This is a genomic window from Streptomyces sp. NPDC047525 (assembly GCF_040643025.1).
GTDB classification, from domain to species: Bacteria; Actinomycetota; Actinomycetes; order Streptomycetales; family Streptomycetaceae; genus Streptomyces; species Streptomyces durmitorensis.
Genome location: NZ_JBEYTL010000020.1, coordinates 26801 through 51207, shown reverse-complemented (window position 1 = coordinate 51207; position 24407 = coordinate 26801). Strand labels below are relative to the sequence as shown.

Annotated in this window: 22 protein-coding genes and 1 pseudogene; 3 read left to right on the top strand and 20 right to left on the bottom strand. The window is 68.1% G+C overall.

The features are described from left to right. Window positions 1-758: 758 nt before the first annotated feature. The 18 genes from ABZ833_RS38500 to ABZ833_RS38415 all read right to left on the bottom strand — a co-directional run bounded on the left by ABZ833_RS38500 (window position 759) and on the right by ABZ833_RS38415 (window position 20441). Window positions 759-2039 carry a hypothetical protein gene (locus ABZ833_RS38500; RefSeq protein WP_361057299.1) on the bottom strand — a complete coding sequence of 427 codons (1281 nt, stop codon included), beginning with the start codon at window positions 2037-2039 and terminating at the stop codon, window positions 759-761. Between the two features lie 271 nt (window positions 2040-2310). Continuing rightward, window positions 2311-2670 (bottom strand): hypothetical protein, encoded by a 360-nt coding sequence (locus tag ABZ833_RS38495; RefSeq protein WP_361057296.1) that lies wholly within the window; start codon window positions 2668-2670, stop codon window positions 2311-2313. Between the two features lie 297 nt (window positions 2671-2967). Further along, a complete protein-coding gene (locus ABZ833_RS38490; protein WP_361057293.1) occupies window positions 2968-3414 on the bottom strand; it encodes an RDD family protein in 447 nt (148 codons plus the stop codon). A gap of 394 nt (window positions 3415-3808) precedes the next feature. Then, a complete protein-coding gene (locus tag ABZ833_RS38485) occupies window positions 3809-5425 on the bottom strand; it encodes a DUF2637 domain-containing protein (protein WP_361057290.1) in 1617 nt (538 codons plus the stop codon). 175 nt (window positions 5426-5600) lie between these two features. Then, the gene (locus ABZ833_RS38480; protein ID WP_361057287.1) at window positions 5601-9302 is read right to left on the bottom strand and encodes a LysM peptidoglycan-binding domain-containing protein; all 3702 of its coding nucleotides are present in this window, start codon (window positions 9300-9302) and stop codon (window positions 5601-5603) included. 6 nt (window positions 9303-9308) lie between these two features. After that, window positions 9309-9746, bottom strand: coding sequence for a pilus assembly protein TadG-related protein (locus ABZ833_RS38475; RefSeq protein ID WP_361057284.1), 438 nt, complete (start codon window positions 9744-9746; stop codon window positions 9309-9311). Window positions 9747-9759: 13 nt separating this feature from the next. Then, window positions 9760-10194: a TadE/TadG family type IV pilus assembly protein gene (locus ABZ833_RS38470; RefSeq protein ID WP_361057281.1), complete on the bottom strand. Its 435-nt coding sequence runs from the start codon at window positions 10192-10194 to the stop codon at window positions 9760-9762. After that, the gene (locus ABZ833_RS38465; protein ID WP_361057278.1) at window positions 10191-10613 is read right to left on the bottom strand and encodes a TadE family protein; all 423 of its coding nucleotides are present in this window, start codon (window positions 10611-10613) and stop codon (window positions 10191-10193) included. The genes ABZ833_RS38470 and ABZ833_RS38465 overlap by 4 nt, the downstream gene beginning before the upstream one ends. Further along, a complete protein-coding gene (locus ABZ833_RS38460) occupies window positions 10610-10807 on the bottom strand; it encodes a hypothetical protein (protein ID WP_361057276.1) in 198 nt (65 codons plus the stop codon). The genes ABZ833_RS38465 and ABZ833_RS38460 overlap by 4 nt, the downstream gene beginning before the upstream one ends. 27 nt (window positions 10808-10834) lie before the next feature. Next, entirely contained in the window at window positions 10835-11734 is a 900-nt protein-coding gene (locus ABZ833_RS38455) for a type II secretion system F family protein (protein ID WP_361057273.1), read from the bottom strand. Further along, a complete protein-coding gene (locus ABZ833_RS38450; RefSeq protein WP_361057270.1) occupies window positions 11731-12663 on the bottom strand; it encodes a type II secretion system F family protein in 933 nt (310 codons plus the stop codon). The genes ABZ833_RS38455 and ABZ833_RS38450 overlap by 4 nt, the downstream gene beginning before the upstream one ends. Beyond that, on the bottom strand, window positions 12660-14222 hold the full coding sequence (locus ABZ833_RS38445) for a CpaF/VirB11 family protein (protein ID WP_361057267.1): 1563 nt from the start codon (window positions 14220-14222) through the stop codon (window positions 12660-12662). The genes ABZ833_RS38450 and ABZ833_RS38445 overlap by 4 nt, the downstream gene beginning before the upstream one ends. Next, complete coding sequence (locus ABZ833_RS38440) at window positions 14219-15040, bottom strand: hypothetical protein (RefSeq protein WP_361057264.1); 822 nt, start codon at window positions 15038-15040, stop codon at window positions 14219-14221. Before ABZ833_RS38440 ends, ABZ833_RS38445 begins: the two co-directional genes overlap by 4 nt. Further along, entirely contained in the window at window positions 15040-15720 is a 681-nt protein-coding gene (locus tag ABZ833_RS38435; RefSeq protein WP_361057261.1) for an SAF domain-containing protein, read from the bottom strand. The genes ABZ833_RS38440 and ABZ833_RS38435 overlap by 1 nt, the downstream gene beginning before the upstream one ends. Before the next feature lie 17 nt (window positions 15721-15737). Further along, window positions 15738-16760 (bottom strand): ATP-binding protein, encoded by a 1023-nt coding sequence (locus ABZ833_RS38430; RefSeq protein ID WP_361057258.1) that lies wholly within the window; start codon window positions 16758-16760, stop codon window positions 15738-15740. Continuing rightward, window positions 16721-17296, bottom strand: coding sequence for a hypothetical protein (locus tag ABZ833_RS38425; RefSeq protein ID WP_361057255.1), 576 nt, complete (start codon window positions 17294-17296; stop codon window positions 16721-16723). The genes ABZ833_RS38430 and ABZ833_RS38425 overlap by 40 nt, the downstream gene beginning before the upstream one ends. A 1228-nt stretch (window positions 17297-18524) precedes the next feature. Then, window positions 18525-19490 carry an MBL fold metallo-hydrolase gene (locus ABZ833_RS38420; RefSeq protein ID WP_361057252.1) on the bottom strand — a complete coding sequence of 322 codons (966 nt, stop codon included), beginning with the start codon at window positions 19488-19490 and terminating at the stop codon, window positions 18525-18527. 66 nt (window positions 19491-19556) lie between these two features. Continuing rightward, window positions 19557-20441: a helix-turn-helix domain-containing protein gene (locus tag ABZ833_RS38415; RefSeq protein ID WP_361057249.1), complete on the bottom strand. Its 885-nt coding sequence runs from the start codon at window positions 20439-20441 to the stop codon at window positions 19557-19559. A 237-nt stretch (window positions 20442-20678) separates the two neighbouring features. Between ABZ833_RS38415 and ABZ833_RS38410 the strand changes: the two are divergent. Together ABZ833_RS38410 and ABZ833_RS38405 are read left to right on the top strand one after the other, a co-directional pair. After that, window positions 20679-20819 (top strand): annotated as a pseudogene (locus tag ABZ833_RS38410) (helix-turn-helix domain-containing protein); the annotation flags it as partial. A gap of 108 nt (window positions 20820-20927) precedes the next feature. After that, entirely contained in the window at window positions 20928-21407 is a 480-nt protein-coding gene (locus ABZ833_RS38405) for a hypothetical protein (RefSeq protein WP_361057585.1), read from the top strand. A 76-nt stretch (window positions 21408-21483) separates the two neighbouring features. On the opposite strand, the gene ABZ833_RS38400 is transcribed toward ABZ833_RS38405, so the two are convergent. Together ABZ833_RS38400 and ABZ833_RS38395 are read right to left on the bottom strand one after the other, a co-directional pair. After that, complete coding sequence (locus ABZ833_RS38400) at window positions 21484-21813, bottom strand: hypothetical protein (protein ID WP_361057247.1); 330 nt, start codon at window positions 21811-21813, stop codon at window positions 21484-21486. Further along, window positions 21803-22648, bottom strand: coding sequence for a hypothetical protein (locus tag ABZ833_RS38395; protein ID WP_361057244.1), 846 nt, complete (start codon window positions 22646-22648; stop codon window positions 21803-21805). The genes ABZ833_RS38400 and ABZ833_RS38395 overlap by 11 nt, the downstream gene beginning before the upstream one ends. Window positions 22649-23725: 1077 nt before the next feature. Here ABZ833_RS38395 and ABZ833_RS38390 point away from each other — a divergent pair. Next, complete coding sequence (locus ABZ833_RS38390) at window positions 23726-24298, top strand: hypothetical protein (RefSeq protein WP_361057241.1); 573 nt, start codon at window positions 23726-23728, stop codon at window positions 24296-24298. Window positions 24299-24407 lie beyond the last annotated feature (109 nt).

The window sequence follows — 24407 nt, the reverse complement described above, 5'->3', positions numbered from 1 at the left end:
CACACTAAACGAAGTGTTTAGCGAACGAGAGGAGTTGCCGAAGTCCGACGGAGTCCAGCGCATCTCGCTTCTCAGGGGAGTGAGCCTGGCGGCAGAGGTGTCTGGCCTGACAAGACCTCAACAAGCCACAGCACTACGGGGTGACACTGGTGCCTGAGGCACGTCCTTGCCCAGCTGTTGGGCACTCGTACGACGGCGTTCAGGAGCGAGCGCGGCTACGGAACAGAGTCCACCGTGCGAACAGCGCCGCCCCGACCAGCCCACACAGCCCGGAAAGCGGCAGTAGCACCGTGCGTGAGATGTCCGACCAGGACGAGGGGCACGACCACTGCAGGAGCAGAGCTCCCAGCGCTCCACTGATCCACCCCGGCCACGACGCGCCCCGGTGCGGCCGCGTTAGCTTCACCGCGGGGATCACGGCGGTGCTCAGCAGTGCAGCCGCCACGAGTGCCAGCCAGCGGTGCCCCATGCCGACTGCGCCCATCCAGGCAAGCACCGCGCCCCCAGCAAGGCCGTAGAGGGCGGACCGGCGATAGGCGTCTCGGAGCGATCCAAGTTCCATCACACGCCGACCATAGGCCGTCGGCCGTGTGCGGGAACCACCGCCCGCGCATTCGGCAACAGCTTCGTGGCTCCGTCCACGATCTCGTCCGGCCCGGCATCGCCCGTGTCATAGAGATGGAGGCCTTCGTCGTCGCCGGACGCTAGACCATCGAGCGGAGCATCGAGGGGGGCTTGTGCACCACCGCAGACTGGCGTCAGCACCCGTACTTGTCGAGCACCGCCCGAGTTGCCTGGTCAAGCGGACGCAGTGGGTGCATGCCGCCCTCTTCGGCCGGTCCCAGGCGCAGTGTCGTCCCGCCGCTGATGGGACTGACGATGAGTACTCCTTCGCTGACGCGGGATTGGACAGCGTCGCGCCGATACGGGCTCGCCGCTAGGCATTCGTCCGCGTACTCCCGCTCGTACCGGTCGTAGGGGCCCGCGAAATAGTGATCGGCGACGGCGCCCTGCCACTGGCCTACCAGGAGGGCTGCGAGAGCCGCAGCGACGCCTGGTAGAGCGGCCCGGGCATCGGGTGCTTGGATCCACTTCGGTCCGAACCGGTAGATAGTCCCGATGCCGAAGCACACGATGGCACCTACTGCGAGGAACAGCAGCGTGCCGTGGGAGAACACCAGATGGGCGCGTTGGCCGAATGTGAGCGGAAGGGCGGCGCATGCCATCACCAGCCAGGCCATCCCGGCCAGCGCCGCGAACTGAAAGCCGCTCAGCTTGGTCGGCCACTTCGGCCGGTGCGGGACCAGTACTGATTCGCGTCCTACCCAGAGGCCGGCTCCGCGCAGCCGCCCCGCCTGCGGCGCCCCGCCGTCTCCGTGGTGTGCGACGAGCAGGGCCAGGACGGCATCGCCGAAGGCGACGGCCCGCTTATGGACGGCGTGCCGGTCGGTTGCCAGCTGGTTGAACTCGGCCATCCGGCCAGGTTGGATGCGTGTCCCCCGACCCCGCGGGAAGGCACGGTTCAGGGCATGGCCGGGGTCGGGGAACCCGGGCAGGGTGGGGGCGGACCGGCCGACGTTGCCAACGAGCTCATCGATCGGGCTGCTGGTCGGGCCAGGGATGTATGACTCGTACATTCGATCCAGCTGTCGATGGCCGCGGAGGCTGGCCTGCAGAGCCTCGGCTTCTTCGATCACCACGTCGAGCAGGGGATCGGTCGGTGCGCTGCGCATCTGTTCCAGGGCGGCCCGCCCGGGGATGGCCCGCCACACCCCGCCGAGACGGCTCAGGGCCTGGTGCTGCCACACGTCGCGGAAGCACGGCCAAACCCGGGCGACGGGCAGCCGCTGGGGTGCGCGCCTGCCGTCGAGATGGGCGCGCAGTAAAGCGAGGGCACCGCGCACATAGTCGGCCTCGGTCGCATACCGGATGGCCATCGTGGTGTCGGTCCCCGAACCGTTGACGCGTTCGGCGGCGGCGCGGGCCCCGTCGCCCAGCGCGCACAATGCCGCGAGTGAATGCCGCCAGCGGTCGCTCATCTCATCCCCCTGCTCCGCCTGTGTTCTGCTGCTCAAGGGTATCCGTCCTGCCCGACGACGAGCGGCGGCCCGGGCCTTTCGACTGCTTGAGGCGGGGGCCGCCGCGGCGTCTCAGAGTGTCGTCGTACTCCAGCAGCGTTTCGCTTCTGCTGGAGTAGTGGTTCCTTGTCAATAACACGGTGGTCGGCGGCCCCACAGGTCCTCGTCCGCGTCGTTTGGGGCCGATCTCGCCCGCGAGGGCAGTGGGCGGCCGCTGGACGGCGCAGTGTGGTCAGCTGATGGACAGCTGGCCGAGCACCCGATTTCGATTGGCGCGAGCGTCCATCAGCGCCGCCAGATCACTCTCGGTGGCGAATGCGGGCCCCTGCCATGTCGGTGGAGCGGCAACGGGATCGAGAGAGATCTCGGTTCCGAACCGGCTGGCCGCGTCGTACATCTGTTGCAGGATCTCCAACGCCCGGACATCGAGATGTCCGATCCATGCTGTCCAGACGCGGGAATCTAGGTCGAACCCGGCGATTGGGCGAAGGAGCTGGAGCTGCTGCTCGAAACGGCCGGAGTCTGCGGGGGCTGCGCTGGCGGTGACCCGCAGCAGCCAGCCCGTAGTAGCGACCTGAGGTATCGAAGTCATACCACCGACCGTATCCAGGGCCACTGACATGAGCGCCGCCTGATCACGCCGATGGCGACGCTGCATATCCCGTCCCATTCGCTTGAAACCCATCGCTGAACCTTTCATCAAGGTGCTGGTTGGGAGGCCTCGGCTGCTTCACGGTGCCATGGGATGACGGGAGCCGGGGTGCCCGGCAGCCCCGACAGCTGCGTCATCGCCATGAGCTTCACACCGACGACCGCTGCCGCCGAGGCGCCGCGCGCAGGGCCGTCGGACAGGCCCTGCTCCTCTTGACCGTGTATTCCGTTTCGGATGTCACTGGCCCCAGGCGACAGGGTGTCGTGGAGGTCCGGCGTCGGCAGTTACGACGACAGCGCCGGTGATCTTGTCAGCGAACGTCTGCTTCTTGGTGTCCCAGATAGCCCACAGCCAACCCAGCCCGAACACCGGGTAGTTGAGAACCTGGCAGAGCCGTCGGCTGAGAGCCAGTCCCACACCGGGCGGGAGGCCGTCGCGGTCACGGACGGCTCGGATACCGAAGACCCTCTTTCCCACGGTCTGCCCGGTCCGGCCCTCGCGGATCAGCTGTACGACAACCGCGGCGATCATGGTGATGATGCCCACCCAGCTCAGGATTGCCGCGGGGACCTCGCCGCTGTCGCCGGAGCTTTGCTCGTCGATCGCGTAACCGATCCATATCAGCAACCACATCGGCCCGAAGTTGATCGCACTGTCCAGGAGGAACGCATCTGCCCGTTGCATCCACCCGGCGTATGGGGGGTGTTGGAGGGTGTACGGATAGTTGGACTGGTGGAGCGGCGGGTACTGGGCCCCGATCACCTGCTGTGGTGAAGGGTAGTTGGGCAGCCCTTGTGACACCGGGAGGGGACTTTGTGGTGGGTGGCTCACTTCGGAGACTCCTCATTGTTTCCCGCGACGGGAAGTCGGATGTAATTGACGCAGACTGCGAATGAGTCATCCCGTGGCCGCATGGCGGAACGGTCTGATTCCTCAGCTGCTACAGCTCACGCTGATGCGGACCGGCGACATCGAGTCCGGTGACTCCAGATAGCAGGACGGATGGACGGCTCCGGTGGCGGACCGGAAGGTGTTGACGCGCTGCCCGCTCTCACCAGCGGTTGCGCCTGGTGGGATCTCAGGCGGCCTGGGCCTCTTCCGTGACCTCCTTATGGTGCTCGTCCGCTCGCGGTTGGGCGGTAGCCGGTTGGCTCTGCTGGTCGAGACTGGACCAGTCCAGGTCTACGGAGGCGGCTTCCTCCCTCTCCAGGATCGGCCCGTACTCCTTCTCCAACCGCCTGTACTCGTTGCCGCCCGAGCGCGGATTCGTGTAGCCCGCCCATCTGCCCAGGTCGCCTTTGTCCAGTGGCAGGCCGGCGACTTGGTGGGCGACGTAGATCCGCTCAGCGAGCTGGCGCGGCCCCTCGTCCTTCGGGAGTGTGGACAGGTCGATCTGAATGCGCCGCCGTTCGCGCACCTCTTCATCGCCGGTGCCGGGCGAAGGGTGCTCGTGCTGCGTATCGGGCTCCCTGCCCCCTGCTTCGTCTTCGTCCGACGCTTCTTCTGCCTTGCCTGGGCCGCCTTCGGCTTCTTGCGTGTCGTCGTCTGCAGGGTTCTCGGAGGGGAGCTGTAGGCCTTGATCAGCTTTGAACAGTGGATCCGCCTCCACGTTCGGGGTACCCGGCCAGATCTCAGGCTCCGGCTGATATCCGTCCGTAATCGGTTCGGGATCTGGAGGAGCGGTGCCGGTGGCTGCAGGCCCGGGCGCTGCGCCGAGGCGCTCCTCCCCCTCGGCTCGGGCATTGGCATCGGTAGCCGAGATCGTGGGCTTCGGCGTGGGGGCGACAGGCGCGGCCCTCTGCACGTGCTGCTCGGCGGGCGGCTGCCCAGCGGCAGGCAGGGAGTTCACCACGGTCGCCGCTACCTCGACTGTGTCGGCCCCGGCGACCGACGGGTGCTGGGCGACAGTGTCCGTCGTCATCGGCACGTCGATGGGGACCGCTGGGGGAGGTGTCGCCTGGGCAGACGCGGCTGGCGCAGGGTGCGGATGCCGGGAGCCGGTCACGCGGACGTTGTCGACCGTAGAGAGGAGTTCGGTCCTCCAGGCCTGCCACAGTTTCACCGGTGCACCGATCGGCCAGGGCAGCCACAACAGCAGGCTGTAGCCGCGCTCCTTGCCCTCCTTGCGCCGCTGCTGCCGGCCCATGATCACCTGCTCGACCTTGTAGAGCAGCATCTCGAGCAGCACGGCATAGACCAGCGGCGGCACCACAGCGAGGAACGCGCTCCCGGCGCCCGCTTGCGGAGCATGGAGCGAGTTCATCGCCGCCGAGGCACTGACGAACGCCATCAGTAATACCCGGGTGAGTCCGGAGGAGCGAAGGGTGAGAGCCTCGAAAAACCGGATCAGGGACAGGCTCAGCGCGCCGGCATCCAGCAGCAGCGCGAAGCCGGTCGCCGCATCCCAGTCTCCACCGTTGTGCGCGTGGGCGTACTCGCGCTGCGCTCCGAAACTCAGCCAGGCGGCGATGCCTGCGAGTACGAACATCATCACGCAGCCGATAGCGAGTGCGATCACGGCCAGACGGCGCTGCCAGGCCTGTCGGCGCTGAAGGGCAAGCTGGGTACGTTCCTCGGCCGTCGCGTTCTTCTCGCCGGTGCGGCGCCGGTGGCCGAGCAGCATGCCGACGGCCACGGCGGTGCCGATCCCCCCAACGGCGAGGCCCGAGGGCAGTGCCCACTGGGACAGATCCATCACCGTTCTCCTTCCCGGGCAGGCCCGACCGACGGGGCAGTAGCGTGCGGCCAGGAGCGGATCATGCGCGCGATCTCCGCCGTTGGACAGCTGGCCGAGGATGCTCCTCGCTCTCTACAGGTGTGGGCGGGCGGTGTGGTGTGACACTGCGGGGCGGTGAATCCGAGCGTGCGGGTCATGAGGCGGCCGATCCCCAATTGGGGTCTGTGTGCTCGCCCTTGAGGAGGGTGCGCAGCAGGCCGACGGTCTCGGGCGAGGAGTCGATACCTTCCTCGGCGTTGATGCGGGCCAGTTGATGGGCGGCGCGCTGGAGTCCTTCGCGGTCGCCCATCTCGTGGCAGATGGTGAACAGGTCGCGGTAGAGCAGCTCCGACTGGCTGTCGACGAGCATTCCCTTGGTGACGGCTTGGGCCGCCGCACGGTAGTCACGCATCTGGCGGCGCCGTTCAGCGAGTTCGTGGGCGACGTCGACGATCGCGCTGATCATCTCCTGGATGTCCGCCTCGGCCCAGGTGTACTTGGACGGGTCGACGTCGGCGAAGGGTCGGCCGCGGACCAAGGTGAGGGCTTGGGCGAGCGCGATGTCGGCGTCCTGCCCGTCGTGGTGCATGCCCTGTTGGTACAGCTCGCGGAAGTGGTCCCAGTCGGAGGTGACGTGGTCACTGAACCGGTAGATGCCGCCCTTGATCGGGGGGAGGTAGGCGGCCTGCGGGGCGCCGACCCCCTGGTGGGGGGACTGACCCATCCAGGAGCGGAGCCGGCTGATCGCGGTGTTGCGGGTCTCGGCGGTGATGCGCATGCCGGGCCAGATCGCGTCGTCGAGGTCCTGGCGTCCCAACGCGGGATGCAGGACGAGATGGGCGGCGATCTCCATGAGGCTGTTGCGGCGGTTGCTGCTCACCCGGCCGCGTGTGCCCACCAGGGCTACTGGGCCAAGCACTTGGACCTGCGGCGCTTGTGGAGTCGGGGGCGGAGTGGAGAGCGCGGCCAGCACGGTGGAGATTGCGGCGCTGGGACGCGGGACGATGTGCGCCTCAGTCTCCGGCGGGTCTGCCTCCCTCCCGCCGAGCGCGGCCGCCGACAGCCCAGACTCCGCGTCCTGACCGTACGTTGCCAGGGAGTCGTCGTCCTGCTCGCCGAGCACCTCACCGAGCATGGAGTCGAAGTCCTCGATCGGCTCGCCGCCGTCCCCCACCGTCGTTTCCAGTGCCGGGGCTTCCTCGCTGACTTCCTGCTCGTCCTGGTGGCCGAAGCCGCTCCCGTCAGTGGCAGGGACGGCGCTGAGGTCGTTGTCGTCGGCGAGGGTGAAGGCGCCCGCGGGGCGGGGGCCGGCGACGGCGGGGGACAGCGCGCTGTCGCCCTCTGCTTCAACCGGGCCGGCGTGATCGGCGACCGATTGGGCGAAGCTGGGGGCGAGCGAGGAATAGTCCGGCAGGCTGGTGGCCAAGTCGCCCGTGCGGACCGGGGTGTTGGCAGGAGGCTGGGATCTCCCGGAGGTCTCGGGGGTGAGCGCGGAGGCTTCCACGGCGGTGTCATCCGGGCCCTGGGGACCGTTGTGGTCCGGTTTGGTGTGCCCGGTCCATGCCGGTGGGGGCACGTCGTCGGTACGGCTGGAGGTGGCCAGGAGTTGGACGAGCCGGTCGTAGGCGGAATCGTCCAAGTACTGCAGCTTGAGGGACAGGTCCAGGCCCGGAAGTTCGACGGCGGTGCCGGGTTGCGCAGGCAGCGTCCAGGCTCCGGGGAGGTCGAGGTCTGTGCCCGCTGCAGTGACGACCGCGACCGACGTACGGGGCCGGGACGTGAGCAAGTCTTCGAGCTCGGCGGCCGCAGTGCCGCTTGCCGGGGCCGTCGCCAGGAGGATGCGGGGGATCCAGGTGTCCCCGGCGGTCGCGTCGCTCAGCCGCGCGGCTCGCAGGTGGTCGTGCCCGCCGTCGGCGAGGGCCTCGCGCTGGAAGGCATCGTGGGCCCGGAGCTCGGTGGTCGCCGCTCCGAGGTCCAAGTGGTGGTCGATCTGGTCGGGGTAGAGGTGGTGCAGGTCGCTGCCGGCCCCGGCGAGAAGGATCTGCGTGGCGGGGGCCAGCTTGGAGGAGGCCAGTTCGACGGCGAGCGCGAGCATGACCGCGCGTACGTCCGCGACACTTCCAACCAGCCGCAGCAGGCCGACGCTCTCCAGGTTGACCAGGACCGCGTCTCCTTCCTCGGTCTCACCGAGACTGACCAGTGCGGGGTATGGCGGCGTGATGTCGGCGACCTCATCCTCGGCCAGGAGGGCAGAGTCACGGGTCGGGCACCACCACACCATCGGGTTGTCCTCGACTTCAGCGAACGGCGCGACCGGCGCGCTGGGAGCGGCCAGGTGGAGTTCCACACCACGTGCGGCGACGCGCATGGCTTCGACCTCGGGCAGCGGACGGTCGGCGTCGCGGCAGTGGGAGGCCAGGGTGCGCAGAGCTCGGTCGGCGAGGGCGGTGCCGGTGATGTCGGAGGCGACCCGAAGCTGCTTCTCGAAGCTGGCGGTTGCACCGGAGGGCATGGGGATACGGCGCTTGGGCCGGCGGCGGCGCTGCTGGCGCACACGCCGGGTCGCGATGACTGCGAGCACCGCGGCGGCCAGGATGCTCCCGGCTGCTGCGGCCGTCCGCACAGTCTGGTCACCGTTGTCCGAGGCGCCCGGGGCCTCGCGCGGCGCCTGTTCGGCGGGTGTGCTTGCGGAGGGCTCCTCGGGTGCCGGGTCCTGCTGGGAGGGCTGCTCGGTTGGGGTGTCCTCCCGGTCCGTGGGCTGCCCGCCGTCCTGTCCCTTCCCCTGGTCCGGCGTGCCTGCCTCCGAGTCTTGTCCGTCCCGGCTCGGGGCCTGGTCGTGGCTGCCTTCCTGCTCCCCGCCGTGATCGCCCTCCGGGGCCGGCTTCTGCTCACGCGGCGGGCTGGCAGATTCCGAATCTGCGTCGCTTCGGTCGCTGCCGGACGCTGCGGGGATCTTCAGCTGCCAGCCGGGATAGATCTGGTCGGGGTCGGTAAGGGTGCGTCCATCGGACTGCCGAACGTCCTCGTTCGCGTCGGCGATCATGGGATAGTCGTCGGGGTCGCCGAGTTCGTCTTCGGCGATACCAGTCAGGGTCTCCCCGGGGCGCACGGTGTGAGTCGTCGTCTCCTGGGTGGTGCCCTCAGTCTGTGTTTGCACTCCGTTGTCGTCCGCGGCGGGGCCTGGTGTGGCGTCGGATGGCAGGCGCAGGGTCCAGCCGGGCTGCAGATCGGTGGTGTCGACGGTGACGAGTGAGCCGTCCGCCTGACGGATGCCCGCATTGGCCTCCACGATCCGTTGCCATTCCATACCGGCGCCCAGGCGTTGCTCCGCGATGTCCCAGAGGGTGTCGCCGTTTTGGACGTGGTGGACCGGCTCGTCCCAGGACGCCGAGGGGGCCGCCTTCGCCTGCACCGACGCGTGCGCACCGGCTGTCACGGATGCCGTGGCTACGCTTGTTGCTGACGCGGCTGTGGCGCTGGGGGCGGAGGCGAAGGCGGTCCCGGTGGGCAGCAGGATGAGGATGCCGCCGACGAGGGCCCCGGCCAGCTGCTGCGATCCGCCTAGCATGCGAATCCGCGGGGCGCTGCGGTGGCGCAGCGCGGCGCCCGCCTCCAGCGCAACGGAGAACACGAAGGTGATCCAGCCGTACCAGCCGATGAGGGTGAGCGCGCCCAGGAACAGCTCGCCCGTGTCCGGACTGGTGAGCGCGGTGGTGATCTCCCCGATCCCGGGGACGTGGCCGGGCAGGACCCCGATGCTGAGCAGCGCGTAGGGGACGCCGATCAGGATGGCGACGAGGGTGACGAGCGCAAGGAGCGCACGCAGGATCGTGGCCACGGTGCTGCGGTTTCTCATGATCCTTTACCCCTGGTAGACGAGGTCGGCGCTGCCTTGGCCGGTGACGGACCAGTCGCCGCCGCCGAGGAAGAGCGGTTGGTAGGTCTCGGTCACGGTCACCTCCAGGGAGTCGCCGTTCCCGCTGACCTGGACCGAGCCGGTGGCCCCGGCTCGGCTCAGGTAGGTCCGTGCTGCGGCGACTGCTGCGTTGCGGTCGACGCTGACTCCCTGGCCGGAGATGACTTTGCCCGCGTCGACGGCCTGGCCGCCGGCTCGCGCGGCCTCGGAGGCGACGCCCTCGGCGTGGGTGCGGGCGCGCAGCTTTCCTCCGCCGTCGACGACGAGTGCGGCCACGGCCAAGAGGGCCACGATGGTGACGAGGGCGAACAGGCTCATCGAGCCGCGGTCGGCGCGTAGGGTGCGGCGTATCCGCGAGGCGAAGTCGGTGCGGGCGGGTGTCATGCGGTGTTTCCTGTCAGCCGCGCTGGCGGTAGGAGTCGATCGACGAGGTGAAGCTGCTGGTCATCGTCTTGGCGCCGGGGAGCCCGGGGAGCCCGATATCGGAGAGCCGGACTGTGCAGTGCACCGTTGCGGTGGTGGAGGCCGGTTCGCCGAGGGGCGCAGCGAACCCGCCGGTGGAGACGGAGACAGAGGTGGCGGTGCACTCCAGGCCCTGCTGGCCCAGCACGTTGCGTGCCATCTGCTCGCCGGAGCTGCTGGCGGCGGTGCCGGTGCGCTCGAGTGAGGCGGCGCGTGCCGCGTTGCGGGCGGCGGTGTCTACGGCGTTGCCCGCGGAGCTGATTCGCCCGAACGCGATGACCAGGAGCAGGACCAGGATGAGGGCGGGCGTGAGGATGGCAGCTTCCAGCGACAGGGCGCCGCGGTCATCGTGCCGGTGGATGCGTATCACTGGGCCTCCGTGACACGTTCGGCGGCTGCGTCGGCGTGCTGGTCGATCGTGAGCTTGAGGCCGGGGATCATCGTGTCGACATGGCCGGTGACCCGGATTCGTACGGTGGCTCCCTTGCTGCCGCTCACGGAGATGCCGGAGATGCTGCCGCCGGCGCGGGCGAGGAAGTCGCGGGCTTCGGCAGTGCCGGCGCCTGCAGCCGCACCGCGTACGCGAGCCGACTCCACGCCCAACTGGGCTGCAGACAATGCCACGTTGCGGGCGTGCCACCACAGTCCGACGTGCACGACCAGCAAGATGATCAGCAGGACGGCAGGGAAGACGATGAGCATCTCCAGGGACATGGCTCCGCGGTCCCGCGCCCCGTTCTCGGTGAGCGCGCGGGACCAGCGTCGGGCGGCCCTGCGGATGCGGGTCACTTGATCGTGGCCGACTTCTCGTTGACCTTGGCGATGATGACCCCGGCGACGACGGCGGCTCCGGCGACGAGGCCGGCGACAATCATCATCGTCTCGATGGAGATGGCTCCGCGGTCGTCGCGGGCCTGGCGCAGCCGGTCGATCCGGGCGCTGAAGAAGGCCTTCAAGAAGGCGAAGTTCGGGTCAGTACCCATGGCGAACGTCCTTGTCTGGTTTCGGAGTTAGCTGGCCATGATCCGCGAGAGCGCGGGATAGCCGATGTACACGGTCATGATTAGAACGAGCATCGCGACAGGCATGACCATCTTTTCGCTGGCCGTGTTGGCCTGTGCTTTCGCGGAGGTGACCAGGGCGCCGGAGAGCGACTTGGCCTGCGCGCCGAGAGTGTCACCGACCGCTGCGCCCTCCTCTCCGGCAATCGCGATGATGTCGGCAGGTGCACCGAGCTCGGGAACGTCGAGTTCGATGGAGAGGCGCTTCAGCCCCTCCCAGGGGGAGATGCCCTCAAGCTCGGCGCGGGTGATGGTGTCCCGGATCTTGGCGAAGACCCATCCCTCGCCCACCTCGGCGGCCCTTTTCAGGGCCTGGGTGGGAGCGGCGTCCGCGGCCCGCTCGAGTTGGACGAGTCGCAGGTAGGCCTTGATGGCATACCGGAAGTCCTCCTTGGCCTCTACCGCCTGCTGCTTGAGTTGCAGATCTGGCAGGAACCAGAAGATGACTGCGACGCCGAGCCCGGCGATGGCGGGGATCGCGAAGGGGAACGGGGCGCCGGCAAGGTTCGCCAGGCCCACCGTCAGCACCGGCAACAGCAGTCCGTACAGGGCGAGTCCGAGTTTGCGGCCCAGGTGGGCGGCCGGCGATCGGCCTACGAGTTCCAGTTGCTGACGGGGCAGGCGCAGGGTGCCCTCTCCCACGGAGCGCAGGAGGAGAGCGCCTGCCTTTTCCATCGCGGAGTTGGGGCGGGCATCGCGGTGACGTTCCAGGTTTTCCAACCGGGTGGCGTCCATGCGCGAAAGGACGTCGTTCAGGTCCGGCCGCCCGGGCAGGATGCCGCGGGCGGCGATCACCAGGCCGAGGCCGGCGACAGCACCGCCGATGACGCCGAAAGGGGAGAGGATCACGCGGCCTCCTCAGCGCCGTGAGCGCCGCCCGCGCGGTCGGCGGGTGACAGGAACCGTGGGGCGGGCTCGATGATCGCCATACGGCGCATCCAAATTTTGACCAGGATGAATGCGACACCGACGAAGGTCAGCACCATCCGGCCCATGAGGGTCTGGTAGGGCTCGGTGTAGCTTCCGGAGAGCGCGGTGATGCCGAAGATGCCGAGGCAAAAGATCGTCACCCACCGGTCGTTGGTGCGGGGCTTCTGTCGGTCGGCCTCGACTTCACGGCGGGCCTGGACTTCGTGCTGGAGTGCCTCGGCAAGTTCACGCATGGCCCGGCTGAGCCCCGCGCCCCGGTCCTCGACGTGCAGGATCAGCAGGGCGACGACTTCGTCGACCATGGCGTCGTTCAGGCCGTCGGCGAAGACCCGGTAGGCGTCCTGGGGGGTCCATCCGGCCGACAGGCGAGAGACCAGCAGGGTCACGTCCTCGCGGATGGCTTTCGGTGCGGTCTCCAGACTGCGCTGGACCGATGCTTCCAGGCTGACGCCGACGGTGTGGATGTCGGACATGCGCCGTACCCACTCCTCGACCGCTTCGAGCTTCTCGATCTGAGCTGTCCCAGAGCCGGAGGTGTTGAGCAGCCAGGGCAGGCCGACTACGACGGCCAGGCTGACCAGGCCCCCCATCAGCCAACCGGTGAACAGCCACACTCCGAGGCCGGTCAGGGCGGCGCCGACGAGCCGAGTCTGGCCGCGGGCCCACCAGGAGGTGGGCATGCGAGCGTCCTTGACAACGAGGCTGCGGAGCTTGCGCTCCAGGCGGCTGCGCCGACGCGTGGTGGTCGAGGGCGCCCAGCCGATGCCGCCCGCGGCGGCCAGGACCAGGCCGCCGACGGCGCAGAGGCCAGCGAGCGCGGCGAGCAGGGAGTCCAGGGTGAGCGTCACAGCGGCATCACCGTGTCCAGCGGCGTGCCCCAGCTCCCCCACGGGTGGCGCAGCACACTGCGGTCCAGGCCGGCGCGCATGAGGTCTTCCAAGCAGGACTGGGAGATGTTCCCGTGGGGCACGGCCCGGGCCTCACGGCGCCCGTCCTGCTCGCGTGGTGCGAAGACCATCTGATGGGAAGGTCGGCCGCCCTCGCCGATGCCGGATATCTCCATCACGTGGCTGACGAAACGGTGCTTGCGTCCGGGCTTGCCGTTCGGGCCGACCAGTTCTGTTTCGTCGACGAGCCGGACGAAGACGACGAAGTCCACGGCCTGGGCGATGAGCCGGTAGGCCAGGGCCTCGGTCATGCCGATGCCCGCCTCCAAGCAGAGCGTGGCCAGTCGCTCGATCGACAGTTGAGGGCTGCGGGCGTGGAGCGTGGCCATCGAGCCGCCTTCGCCCTCATTCATGGCGTGCAACATCGGCACGACTTCTTTGCTGCGGACCTCACCGACGATCACGCGCCGCAATGACATGCGCAGCAGCTGGGGGAAGAGGTCGCTGAGGTTGAGTTCGCCCTGGAGCTTGCCGTCCGGGCCGCGCTCGCCGTTGGACTCGCGTCCCTCGTAAGCGACGACTTCGGGGCCCTCGGGGTCTTCGTGGAGGTAGAGCTCGTACTCGCTCTCCAGCGTGCCGACTCGCTCGCTGCGGGGGATCTCGCGGGCCATGGCGCGCAGCAACGACGTCTTCCCTACGCCCTGGGAGCCGACCACGATGACGTTCTTGCGGCCCCGGACGCAGGCCCGCAGGAAGTGCGCGAGCGCGGGGTCGATGGTGCCCCAGCCCACCAGATCGTCCAGGCCTTGACCGCGGGTGCGGTGGCGGCGGATGACGATGTGGGGCTGTGGCGTGACCCAGGCCGAGGCGGCGAGGCGGGACCCGTCGGCCAGCCGCATGTTCAGGTTCGGCGTGGCGGGAGTCAGCGCGCGCTCGCCCTGGCCCTGCATCCGGGCGATGTGGTTGATGAGGTTGATCAGGTCCCTATCGTTCTTTGCGATCGGGTCCCAGGAGCGGGAGGGGCGGTCGGCGTAGTCGACGCGGACCTTGTCTCCGTTGATGAGGATGTTCTCGACGTTCGGGTCGTCCAGCAGCGGCTGGAGGCGACCGGCGCGGAACAGCTCGTCGAAGACGGCCTTCTGCACCGCCTTCTCCTGCTCCGGCGTCAAAGGTGTCGCGGTCGCCGCGTACTTGGTTGCCCACTGCGACACGACGTGGGTGATGATCGACTGGCCGCGCTGCCGGCGGTCGTGCTCGGTCATCGATGCGTCCGCGCCTGCGGCTTCGCCGATCCGTATGCTGGCCTGGGAGCGCAGCTCGGCGAGGACCTCGTGGCCGACCGGCAGGGTGTGAGGGCCGGCAGCAGGAGCCTGGAGCGCAAAGTCGGGCAGCTGTGCCGGAGACGGCGGGGCCGAGACCGGCTTGAGAGCCGGTGCAGCAGATGCCCGGCCGTCATCCAGAGCCCGGGTGAAGAGCGCTTCGAGATGGAGGGCCGGGGTCTCCGGCCTGGTGCTGGTCATGATGCTCTCCCGGTGACCGTTGGCATGCCGGCCGGCTGTAGCTGGACACGGCGCCTGGTGACCAGTTCGTTGATCGTGGAGTGGGCCGTGCGAGCCGAGCGGAGCAACGTGCGAGGCATCCGCTTGTAGGCGCCGTGGGTGAGGACGTCGGCGGTGTCGGGGTCCCATGCGAGCATCCCGACGGCCGGGGCGTGCAGGGTCTGCTGGACCTGGCTGGAAGTGAAGGACCCTTCCTCGATCAGCAGAAGTCCCAGGGAATCAGCGCCCGTTCCGTGGCGCGCCAACTCCTCCCGCAGCACGCGCATCGCGGGCGCCGCCGCCGTGATGGACGCCTGGGTGGTGCGCACCACCATCAGCACGGCATCGGCCCGGTGCAACAGCGACGTCGGATACCGGGTCGTGCTCAGCCGGGACTCAGACTCCGTCACGATGCGGCCGGCATCGATGAACACGTCGTGGCCGGTCTGGTCCAACACAGCCAGCAGACGGGCGATCTGCTGCCAGGTACGGCCGAGCGACGGAGCCTGTGTGGGGTCGGTGAGGCCCGGCAGGAGCAGCCGCTGTCCCGTGTGGTCGCGGTCCAGGCTGACGAAGTGCTGGGGGAACTCGCGGGCGAGCGTGCCCTGCCGATCCGCGGCGGCCAGGCGGTGCAGACCGATGGCCGCACTGCCTTCGCCTCCCAGGTATCCGGCTCGGATGGTGCCACCGGCCGGGTCGGCCTCCACGAGCAGGGAGGGCTTCGGTGAGGAGAGTGTGAGAGCGAGCGCAGAGCACGTGACCCCGCTGGACTTGCCCGATACCAGTGCAATGACAGCCATCAGCTGTCCGCCTTCAGCACGATGGTCACCGCGCCGCCAGCCGACCAGGTGGCCAGGGGGGCGCTGTCGGTCCCCGCGACGGCGACATCAACGATGATCGCGCCGTTGGCGTCAGGGGAGGCCACACCGGCCACCCTCGCGTCGATGCTGTCCGGTGCCTTAGAGGTCGGCTCTGTGCCGTCATCGTCCTGTGGTGTGTGCACGAGTGCCACCGTGTCGCCCGTGCGCAGCCGCTGCGCGGGGAGTTGCCCCGGCTTGGCCAGGATGCCGACGGTGTCGCGGCTCTTCGCGACGGCGCTGCCGACGCGGACGGACTGGTCGGTGACGAGCGTGCCACTGGGCAGATCAGACACGGCAGTCTTGCCGACGATGTCAGCACTGCGGCTGACGGGCACCGGGTCGAGGGCGGGGTCCGGCGCCACCTGCGCGGCGACCAGATCGCTCTTCTTCACGGTCTGACCCGCCCGGACGTCATGCGCCAGGGCGATCACCGACACGCGGTTCCCGGCTTCATTGACCTGCCACACGGCGACGAGCGCGCCGACCGCCGCCAGCGCCAGGCCCGCGCCCAGGACGACCGGCCGCCGTCGGCGGCGCGGAGCGTCCTCGGTGATCGGCACCGGCCCGGCGGGAGCGGCCGGCCGGTCATCCGGCTTCCTCTGCGCGTATTTCGTCGCCATGATGCTCTGGTTCCTCGCTAGTTGACGACTTGGAGCTCGCCGATGTTGATCGTGGTGTCGGCGGTTCGGGTTTCGTTGGGCACCGCGCCCGTCTCACCATTGGTGGCATCCCACTGGATCTCCCACGTGCTGGTCGCGGTGACCTTGTAGGTGCCGCTCTTGGGCACCTTGGAGTAGGTGTGGCCGCAGTCCGGGGACTTCTTCTTTCCGTAGGACTTCTTGTACGGGGAACCGGGCTTGGTGCAGGTCTCCGTCGTGCCGTCGCCCATCGCCCAGGTGATCGACTTGACCTCGGCGGTCGCGGTCACCGACAGTCCTCCAGCCGCCGCAGTGGTCGAGATCGGGCCCCAGGTGTTGGGGGTGCGCGCGGTCCACATCCACACGGGCATGCCCACCAGGCCCTTGGAGCCTGCCGGGGGAGCGCTGCCGATCTTGGCGCCGTCGAGGCGCATCTTGCTGATCGCCTGTTGAGCGAGCTCTTCCGCTGTCGGGCCCTGCGCGGCTGCCAGCGGGTCGGTCGCCGACCAGTAGAAGTCCGTCTGCCCCATGCCCGGCAAGGTGCCATCTCCGGCCATGCACGCGCGCAGATAGATGGCTCCGTTGTCGTGTCCCTTCCAGACCGGGTCGGACTTAGGTGGCTGGATGCCCGGCTTGCCGTAATAGCACTTGGTGCCCTCGTCGAACTTCTTGCCGTCATAGCTGCAGGGCACGCGTGGCTTCGTCGAGCTGAACTTGTCACCGGCTGCGCAGCCCTTGGTGGGCTTGCCACCTCCGCCGCCTCCACCCCCACCGGTGCTACCGGCGGGCTCGCCCCCGCTTCCCCCGCCCGCGGACCCCTGGTCGCTGTCGCCGGGCACCTCCACGCCTGCGCAGACCCACTGCGGCTTCCCTGCGCAGCGGCCCACACCGGTGTCGCCGTCCTCTGCGATCGCGGGCTGGGTGGACAGCAGGAGCGCCACAGCCGCGGCGGACGCTGCGCCGCCCGCGGCTGCGCGTCGGCTCAGCATTTCCGGCCCGTCGTGGCCTCGACGATCATCCATTTGCCGCCCACCGTCCGGGCGGACACGTCCGTGACGAACTTGGTCAGCCGCTCCTTGGGCAGCGGGACTTCCTTACCCGACTTGGCCTTGACCAGCTTCCAGTCGGAGACGTCCACGCAGTCCCTCAGCGTCGCCTCCTTCGGTGACTTGGCGACGTTGACGTCGGGCGAGGCGGGAGAGATACGGGGCTTCCCCTTGAGAACCGTCCCGGAGCCCTTCATTGTGGCCAGCTCAGCGAAGGTCTTGCTGTACGCCTTACCGAAGGCGACCTTCTCGAGGCCGCTCCCCTTAGGGTCCGCCTTCGCGTAGGCCTTCACCTGTGCGTCCCAGTAGTGGCGATAGACGGTCAGGACCTCTTGCTTGGCCTTCGCTTGCGCGTCGGCGCTCTTGGTTGCACTCGGAGTGGGCGAGGAGGCGGGCTCCTTCTCCTCGCCTCCGCAGCCGGCGGCCGTGGCCGTGACGAGCAGAGCCGTGGCCACGACCACTGTTCGGCGCTGCCGGCGGTGCAGGCCGGAAGCGGCGCTAGAGATCGACACTGGCGTATCTCCCTTTGTGTGGGCAGTGGTTACGGCTTGGAGCATGGCAAAACAGTGAAGGCCCGCGGACGGGGGCCCACAGGGCACAGGCCTTTACCCGACTGTCTCTGGTCGCCTGCGCGGTGGGAACGGCGGGCGATGCCCTCTCGCCGACTGGGCGAGCAGCGGCAGCGCGGCCGAGGAGTGAAAAGGCGTTTCGAGGACCGGCGCCATTCCTCGCGGCGTCGGCAATGGTCAGTAGCAACGCGAATTCCCCCTCGCGGTCTGGGGCCGTGCGTCTCCCACAACGCGATCAACCCAGGCTGATTGTCAGTCAACGGATCACGTACTGCCAGGAGAGGTTTTTTCCGGTAGATCTACTTCCGGTATATGCCTGCCTCCAGACGGCAGTTGAATCCGTGTGGCCAGATTTCTAGGGCCGGATCAGCAGGGCAGGCCCAGAGGCACGGAGGGCCTGACCGGCCGCCCTCGGGCTGGGGCCGGTGATGGCTGCAAGACGCCTCTGCACGAGGCAGACGGCTGGGTGGCCGGGTTCGTGGATCGATTGCAGGAGGGCTTGGAGGGCAGTGCCGGTCCGTACGGCCGCGGCCACATCAGTGATCGTGAGCCAGCAGGCCAGGGCGTTGCAGGACTGCCGCAAGATCTGGCTGTGCTGGGCGGGAAGGATCCGCTGCCACCCCGCAGCGGATTGCACCGAAGTATCGGTGGCGGCCACCGGACGCCCTGCGAGCTGTGCGCAGAACGCGGTGAGCTCGAGGGCGTGCAGAGTGTAGGTGTGCAGTGGGCCGTGACTCTCTGCGAGCTCGACGCTGATGAGGCTGGCCCTGGCCAGCGCTTGTGCTCCCCGGCCGGCACGTGCGGCCTCACGGACGGCCTCGACGCGAGGGACGAGGAACTCAGGTACGGCTGCGGGGACGGACATGGACGCGGCGGGCATGGCTCTCCCTGGAGTGGGGGCTACGAGCGGATGCCGCCGCCGGGGGGTCGGCGGCGGCATCCGGAATCGAGTTCAGCAACGTCTTGCTGATCGACCGCGCACGTCGTCGGGCGTGGGAGTGCCCTCGGTGCAGGGCGGCACTCCCCCGAGCGCCCCCGTCGGCAGTCCACCTCGTCGGTGCGTGCGGAGCAAGCCGGACGCACCGAAAGCCGTTCATATTTCAATGAAAGGAATGGGGGCGATCCCCCTGTTCCACCGGCTGGAACATCGCGCGGAGGCGAAACTGCGCGTTCAGACGGGCGGCATTTCGCTTTCCCAGGCGATGTGGGCCGCATGGCTCACCAGCTCGATCAGGTCCGGTGGGGTGGAATTCTGATCGAGGTGCCGGTACTCCGTGCTCAGAGAGATGACCAGGCGTTCGGGGAGGCCCAGGCCTGCGTAGCGGCCTTCCTTGATCAGGATGCGAGCTGCGTCGTTGGAGTTGCGGCCTTGGTCATGCAGCAGGCGGGCCTGGTTGGCCAGGTCGTCGAGGTAGGAGACGTGTTCCCTCAGGTCGCCAGGGGTCATGACCGGCCCGTGGCCGGGCACGATCCACTCCGGATCGAGTGCGAGGATCCGGGAGCAGGCATCCGAGACGCGCTGCAGAGGGCCGGCCCAATGGGCTGGGTGGTCGTCGGCGAAGACGATGTCCCCGGCAAAGACCACTCGCTCCTCGGGGAGATGGACGAAGAGGTCGCCGACTGTGTGGGCCGGGCCCGCCTCGTGCAGCTCCACGGGCATTGAGCCGACTTCGAGGTCGCGGCGCCCGGTGAAGGTGTCGGTCGGAGGAATGACCTGGATGCCCGAGAAGTCGAACTGGCCGAAGTGACGCTGGATGTACCAGCCCAAGGGGCGGTCGGGGTCGCTGTCGCGGGCGAGCGTCTGGAGCTGTTGCGGCGTCGGTTCCAGGCACTGGTGCTCGTGGGCGGCCTCTGTGGCGATGATTTCGGCGTCCGGTAGCTGCTGCAGTCCCCAGGTGTGGTCACCGTTGGCGTGGGTGACCGCGACCCGGTCGATATGGATGTGCGTACCGGCGGCCGCGCGGGCGGAGTTGAGGAAGACGTCGGTCAAGGCCGGCGTGTAAGGGGTGTCAACGAGGAGGGCCTCTCCCTGGGATGTGATCAGGCCGCAGTTGGCGAATCCCCAGGTCGATGGCCGATTGGGAAGATACCCGAAGACGCCGGGAGCGATTTGTCGTATGTCGCTATCAAGTGCCATGGGTATGCATTGTGCGGGTAAGTCAGCTCGGTAGGAAAGCCCTTGCCCTGCGGCGTCACGTCCGTGTCATCGGATGGGCTCGAACACGAGGAAGAGGACCCGTGTTCCCGGGCTGCCGTGTGGCTGCGCTGAGCACATGGTGACGTAGCCCAATTGGGAAGGGGCGTGCTGGTCGCAGCATTGGTCTCGGAAGTCGGTAGAACCCGGCGTGCCCCGATAGCCGGCGTGCCGCATGAGGCGGGTGTCGCCGTCGGGGTGGACGTACGTCAGGTTGGGGTTTCGGTAGATGGGACCGGCGACCGGGTCCTCGTTCACGTCCTTGTCGAGTTGCTGAAGGTCCTTGTTGTCGGGGTGCGCGGCTACTGCTGTGCGCAACTGGCCTGCGACAGGACCAGCCCATTGCTTCTCCCAGTTGACCATCATGTGCTCGCGGGCCTCCTCCCGCAGGAGCATCCAGCGGATGAGGTTCTGTTCTGGAAGGCGGGGTGGTGACACCGGCGGCGTGCCCACTTCTCGCGGGAACATCGTGAAGAAGTCACCATTCGCAACAAGGATGTTCCAGGCCACGTCATTCACGTAACAGGGCTGTCCCGTCACGCGGTTGACCGCCTGGTGCCAGACATCGGGGATGCCCATCCCCGCTTCCGGATCCATGGGAGTGGGGGGCTCATAGCCCACGGCGTAGACGTAGAGTGCAGTGCGCTCAGGCGGCTTCATGCGCAGTACACGGGCCACGCTGTCGAGAAACTCCGCCTTCACGGACTCCGCGTCGCCGCGTTCGAGGGCAGCGTAGGTGCGCTCGCTCACGTACAGCGCCTGCGCCAGCTGTGCCTGCGATATGCCAGGTGAGCGGCGGCCGGGCCCGGTGCGCTTGGGCCAGCCGAATTCGGTCGGGTCGATCTTCCTGCGCTTGCTCACCAGCAGGTGCCGCAACGCCTTCCTGTCGATCAACTTCGAACCCTTCCCCGAGATCTGGCATGCCGTGTGTGGTGCGGTGAATTACCGGAAACGCTCGTTCCGGCAAATTCTGAACCGGAAAATTTCGATCCTACCGAACGGGATCTTGGTCAGGAACAATCGGCCTCCGGACCGCGTGCGTTGTGGGAGGCGTGACGATCTTCGATTCGCGAGGGGGAGTTTGCGTTGCTGCATCCTGCTGCCGCCCCATCGGACCGAGCTGGCGGTGCCGTGTCCCGAACCATGGCGGTGCTCCGGGCGCTGGGCCGACTCGGCCCGGGTGAGCATCCCCTGGCCTTGGCTGCGGAGTCGGCGGGCCTTCCCGCTGCTACTGCACACCGCTATCTACAAGCCCTGGTGCGAGAGGGAGTTGTCGAACAGCGCGGGCCGCGGGCTCGGTATGCGCTGGTCGCCGCGCTGCACGGTGCACCCCAATCACGTTCGACGGCCCCGTTGACAACGGGCCACCCCTCGGCTGCCGTGAGGGCTGAACTCGTCACCCTACAGTCGCGTACTGGACAGGCGGCACTTGTCTATCGGGCGCATCTGATCGGCACGCCGATGAGGATCCTCGTAGATCGGGCATACGGAGCACATCGTGAATCGCTGCTCGCGGAGCCGCACGAGGCATTGCGTGCTCTGGAGGCCGCGCCGTTGGGCGCCGATGCCGCGGGTATGGCCATCCTCGCTTGTCTGGGACCTGCGATCGGCGCCCAGGACGGCATCGCCTGTACTCAAGAGGAAGGCCATGCGACAAGCCGCTCACCGTTGCCGGGCCGGTCATTGATCGCGGCGCCCCTCTGGTGTGGATCAGCAATCGCCGGTTCCGTCGCCTTGCTCACCGCCGACGCCCAAATGAAGAGGGCCACCACCCGTGCCCGATACATCACAGCGCTGATGGACGCCGCCGCGGTGATGAGCGGGCAGCTGACCCGAGGCAGCGCTCGCAGGGCGAGCTGATCAGCCGGCACTGGGCGAACGACGGCCCCGGTCAGGGTCCCGACGGCAACGACTGACCGGCAACGGTGCATTGTCGTCATAGGCTCGCGGCACCATCGGTGGGCCGTCGCCTGCACGTTCGGACAACAGCCAGCACAGACCGCCACAGGGCGCGCAACAGCCGCCACAGGGCGATTGCTGCGCAGCAGACTGCCGCCAGGCTCGCGACGAGACGCACCACGCGATCCACCCACTCCGGAAGGTGCAGATATCCGAGGGTCAGCGTCGTGCCGATCAAGCTCAGGCTAAGCACCATCAGGACGCTGCTGTGCCCGATCACTCCGTAGGTGCGCTTGAGTTCCGCGTAGGCTTCCGGGTGTTGTGCACGCCACAGCGGCGGGCGAGGACGACCCTTGTCATCGGTCATGGTCTTCTTCCTTCCCAGTACTGCCCGCATCGCCGTCGTCGCGCAGGACGCTGCGGGCGTGACGCAATCCCTGTTCCAGTTCCTCAAGATCCCGCCGAGCCTCGTCGAGCGCGGAACGAGGCATCAGCGCACCCGGCAGAGGGGCCGTGCCGACATCGAGCTCCGTGGGGACAGGGTCCTCGCGGATCGCACGCTCGACAGCTGCTTCCTCGCGCTCCACTTCGACACCCTGCTCGACAAGGAGCGACAGCGATTCCTCGTAGCCGAGGAGGAAGTCTCTGGCCTCGTTGCAGTTCTCAGCGAGGGGCACCAGGCCAGCCGCGTCCCACAACAGGCCGGGCATTATCGCCACGGCCCGGGCCAGCTCGGGCCGTTCACTGTGCTGCGCCAGACGACGCAGCTGCTGTTCGCCGGCCAAGAGCCGGAAATAGACCGGTGCATAGAGCTGGTGTTCGCCCACAACCCGCACCCGGCGTCTGGTCGCCTGCTGTGTGGCCGCGGGTACCCCGGCCGCCGCAAGCGCGCCGAGAAGTCCGGCAGCGAGCAACCGTGTTGGGGCAGGCAGGAGGGCCAGTGCAGGGCTGAGGGCTGCCAGCGCTGTGGCGGTGAACACCAGAGCTCGGACGAGTGGGACGGGGCGGGGCAACTCGTGCCCCGCGAGGGCCCAGATATACGTCGGCGGCCGGCGCCCCCAGACCGTCTTGCTGAGCCACCGCCAGCCCCGGCTCTGAGCGGGCATGAAGATGCCCGCCTCCTGGAGCCGTCCGTGGGGATGGAACTGCTCGTCGGCGGCCACATCCCAGCGAAGCCATCCGTGGCGCGTGATCTCGTGCACCCATAGTTGTAGATGTCCATACACAGGCTCGGCATACAGGCGCTGGGCCGTCTCCCGAAGGGCGTGGTCCCAACGTTGCTCATGCCCGTCGAAGGGCCGGGGTTGGGCTGCGATCCGCGTCATCGCGGGCCTGTCGTCCGGCTGGAAACTGGCCAAGACGGCGACGCCGCACGGAGGGGGACGTCGGTGAGAAGGCGATGAGGCATAGCAGCGTCCTGTTCTGGTCGAAGGTGGCACCGTCACCTGCTACAGGTGTCGGAGAGAGCGACGGTGTGACACGCCCTCCGGAATTCCTGCGAAGACCAGCCCGCCGGACCCCACAAAGTGACGGGCGAGGACGGCACGCGTGCCAGAGACGGCAGGCCAGCCAGAAGCGGGCGGCTGGGGGAAGTCGCGGCCGTAGTGAATTCGACGGTGCGGGGCAGCGACCTTGACCGTGTACCGGCCGTCGGTGGCCGCGTCTGATGCAGTCCCCCACAGGAGCGGAGGCCTGTGAACCCGCCCCGGAATCCGGCGGCAGCGTCACCATCTTCCGGTCATCCTCGGCCCAGCTGACGCAGACCTGGTCCGTATCGAGACATGGGCCAGGATCATGCGCACCGCATGCTCGCGGACGCCGACGGGCAGGCCGGGAGAACATGGCGTGACCAGATATCGGGGCGCTTCCCTCGTACCTGGATCCGTTCGCGGCCTCGGCGAAACGATCATCCGCCCCTGCTCGGAGGCCGCCACACGGTTCAGCCCACGATGCGCGTTGGCGGGAAGTAGTCACCTTCACAGGACACGCAAGCAGTTCAACGGCACCATGGACCCGATGCCAAATGGCAATCCACAAGGGTCAACGAAGGCGGAGGCGTAGTGCGGACAGTTTGTTGCATACTCCAGGATCAGCGCCAGGCTCTCACACTGGAGCAACTCGGGTGGCGGCATGCTCGGCAGGATCACAATCGCCCTCTGGTGGAAGCCCATCACATTGACTCCGCGATGGGGCAGGTGCTAGGTACACATGCCGAAATTGAGGAGGGGCGACTCACTCCTTCACCCGAGCATCTGCTTAAGCTGGCGCGGGTCTTGCAGATGAGCGAAGCCGACTATGTAGAGGTGCACAACCAGCTCTACAACCGTGCGCCGGCGCGGTCCTTGGCCGACGATGTCCCGCTTCTACCCCAACCGTCGTGGCAGGAGGTCGTTGAGAGTCAGGACGGTATGGCCTACCTGACCGACCGCCGCTGGGGTGTGCGGATGTTCAGTCCAGCGTTCGCCTCGGCGTTCCCCGGCGGAGAGCCGCCAGAGAACCTCATGGAGTGGATGATCCTCGACGAGTCGGTTAGGGACACCATGCTCATCGACTGGGAAAGAGAGTGGGCGCCTTTCGCTCTGACCCAGTTCAGATCCAATCGTCTTGCCTTCGCCGATGACGCGGAGCTCAACAGGCTGCATGAACGCTTTCTCGATGACAAGGACGTGCGCCGAATCTACGAGGACCCATCCTCTGCGTGCGTAAGCATGCCGGGAGTAGGCATCCGCCCAATGCGTCACGCCATCCATGGTGTCGGCCACGTGCGGTTGTTCATGGCCCAGCCAGAGACAGCGCCAGGTGCTCGGTTTGTCACAGTGCGATTCCGGAAGAGCAATGGAGTTTGGGCGTAACGCTGTTTCGGAACCGACCGCTGGATGCCGACGGCTCAAGGCGCGTGCAGCCGCGGGGTGAGAACTGGCGCCGACTGTTCGGCCTGCGGACTGGCCGCGTCGCCGTCCA

What these genes read in the sequence shown, in the direction of transcription:
- ABZ833_RS38475 (WP_361057284.1), bottom strand. Translation starts at nt 9,746, where the DNA reads ATGACACCCGCCCGCACCGACTTCGCCTCGCGGATACGCCGCACCCTA.
- ABZ833_RS38440 (WP_361057264.1), bottom strand. Translation starts at nt 15,040, where the DNA reads ATGGCTGTCATTGCACTGGTATCGGGCAAGTCCAGCGGGGTCACGTGC.
- ABZ833_RS38435 (WP_361057261.1), bottom strand. Translation starts at nt 15,720, where the DNA reads ATGGCGACGAAATACGCGCAGAGGAAGCCGGATGACCGGCCGGCCGCT.
- ABZ833_RS38430 (WP_361057258.1), bottom strand. Translation starts at nt 16,760, where the DNA reads ATGGATGATCGTCGAGGCCACGACGGGCCGGAAATGCTGAGCCGACGC.
- ABZ833_RS38490 (WP_361057293.1), bottom strand. Translation starts at nt 3,414, where the DNA reads ATGCAACGGGCAGATGCGTTCCTCCTGGACAGTGCGATCAACTTCGGG.
- ABZ833_RS38495 (WP_361057296.1), bottom strand. Translation starts at nt 2,670, where the DNA reads ATGACTTCGATACCTCAGGTCGCTACTACGGGCTGGCTGCTGCGGGTC.
- ABZ833_RS38390 (WP_361057241.1), top strand. Translation starts at nt 23,726, where the DNA reads ATGAGCGAAGCCGACTATGTAGAGGTGCACAACCAGCTCTACAACCGT.
- ABZ833_RS38400 (WP_361057247.1), bottom strand. Translation starts at nt 21,813, where the DNA reads ATGACCGATGACAAGGGTCGTCCTCGCCCGCCGCTGTGGCGTGCACAA.
- ABZ833_RS38445 (WP_361057267.1), bottom strand. Translation starts at nt 14,222, where the DNA reads ATGACCAGCACCAGGCCGGAGACCCCGGCCCTCCATCTCGAAGCGCTC.
- ABZ833_RS38420 (WP_361057252.1), bottom strand. Translation starts at nt 19,490, where the DNA reads ATGGCACTTGATAGCGACATACGACAAATCGCTCCCGGCGTCTTCGGG.
- ABZ833_RS38485 (WP_361057290.1), bottom strand. Translation starts at nt 5,425, where the DNA reads ATGGATCTGTCCCAGTGGGCACTGCCCTCGGGCCTCGCCGTTGGGGGG.
- ABZ833_RS38480 (WP_361057287.1), bottom strand. Translation starts at nt 9,302, where the DNA reads ATGAGAAACCGCAGCACCGTGGCCACGATCCTGCGTGCGCTCCTTGCG.
- ABZ833_RS38460 (WP_361057276.1), bottom strand. Translation starts at nt 10,807, where the DNA reads ATGGGTACTGACCCGAACTTCGCCTTCTTGAAGGCCTTCTTCAGCGCC.
- ABZ833_RS38500 (WP_361057299.1), bottom strand. Translation starts at nt 2,039, where the DNA reads ATGAGCGACCGCTGGCGGCATTCACTCGCGGCATTGTGCGCGCTGGGC.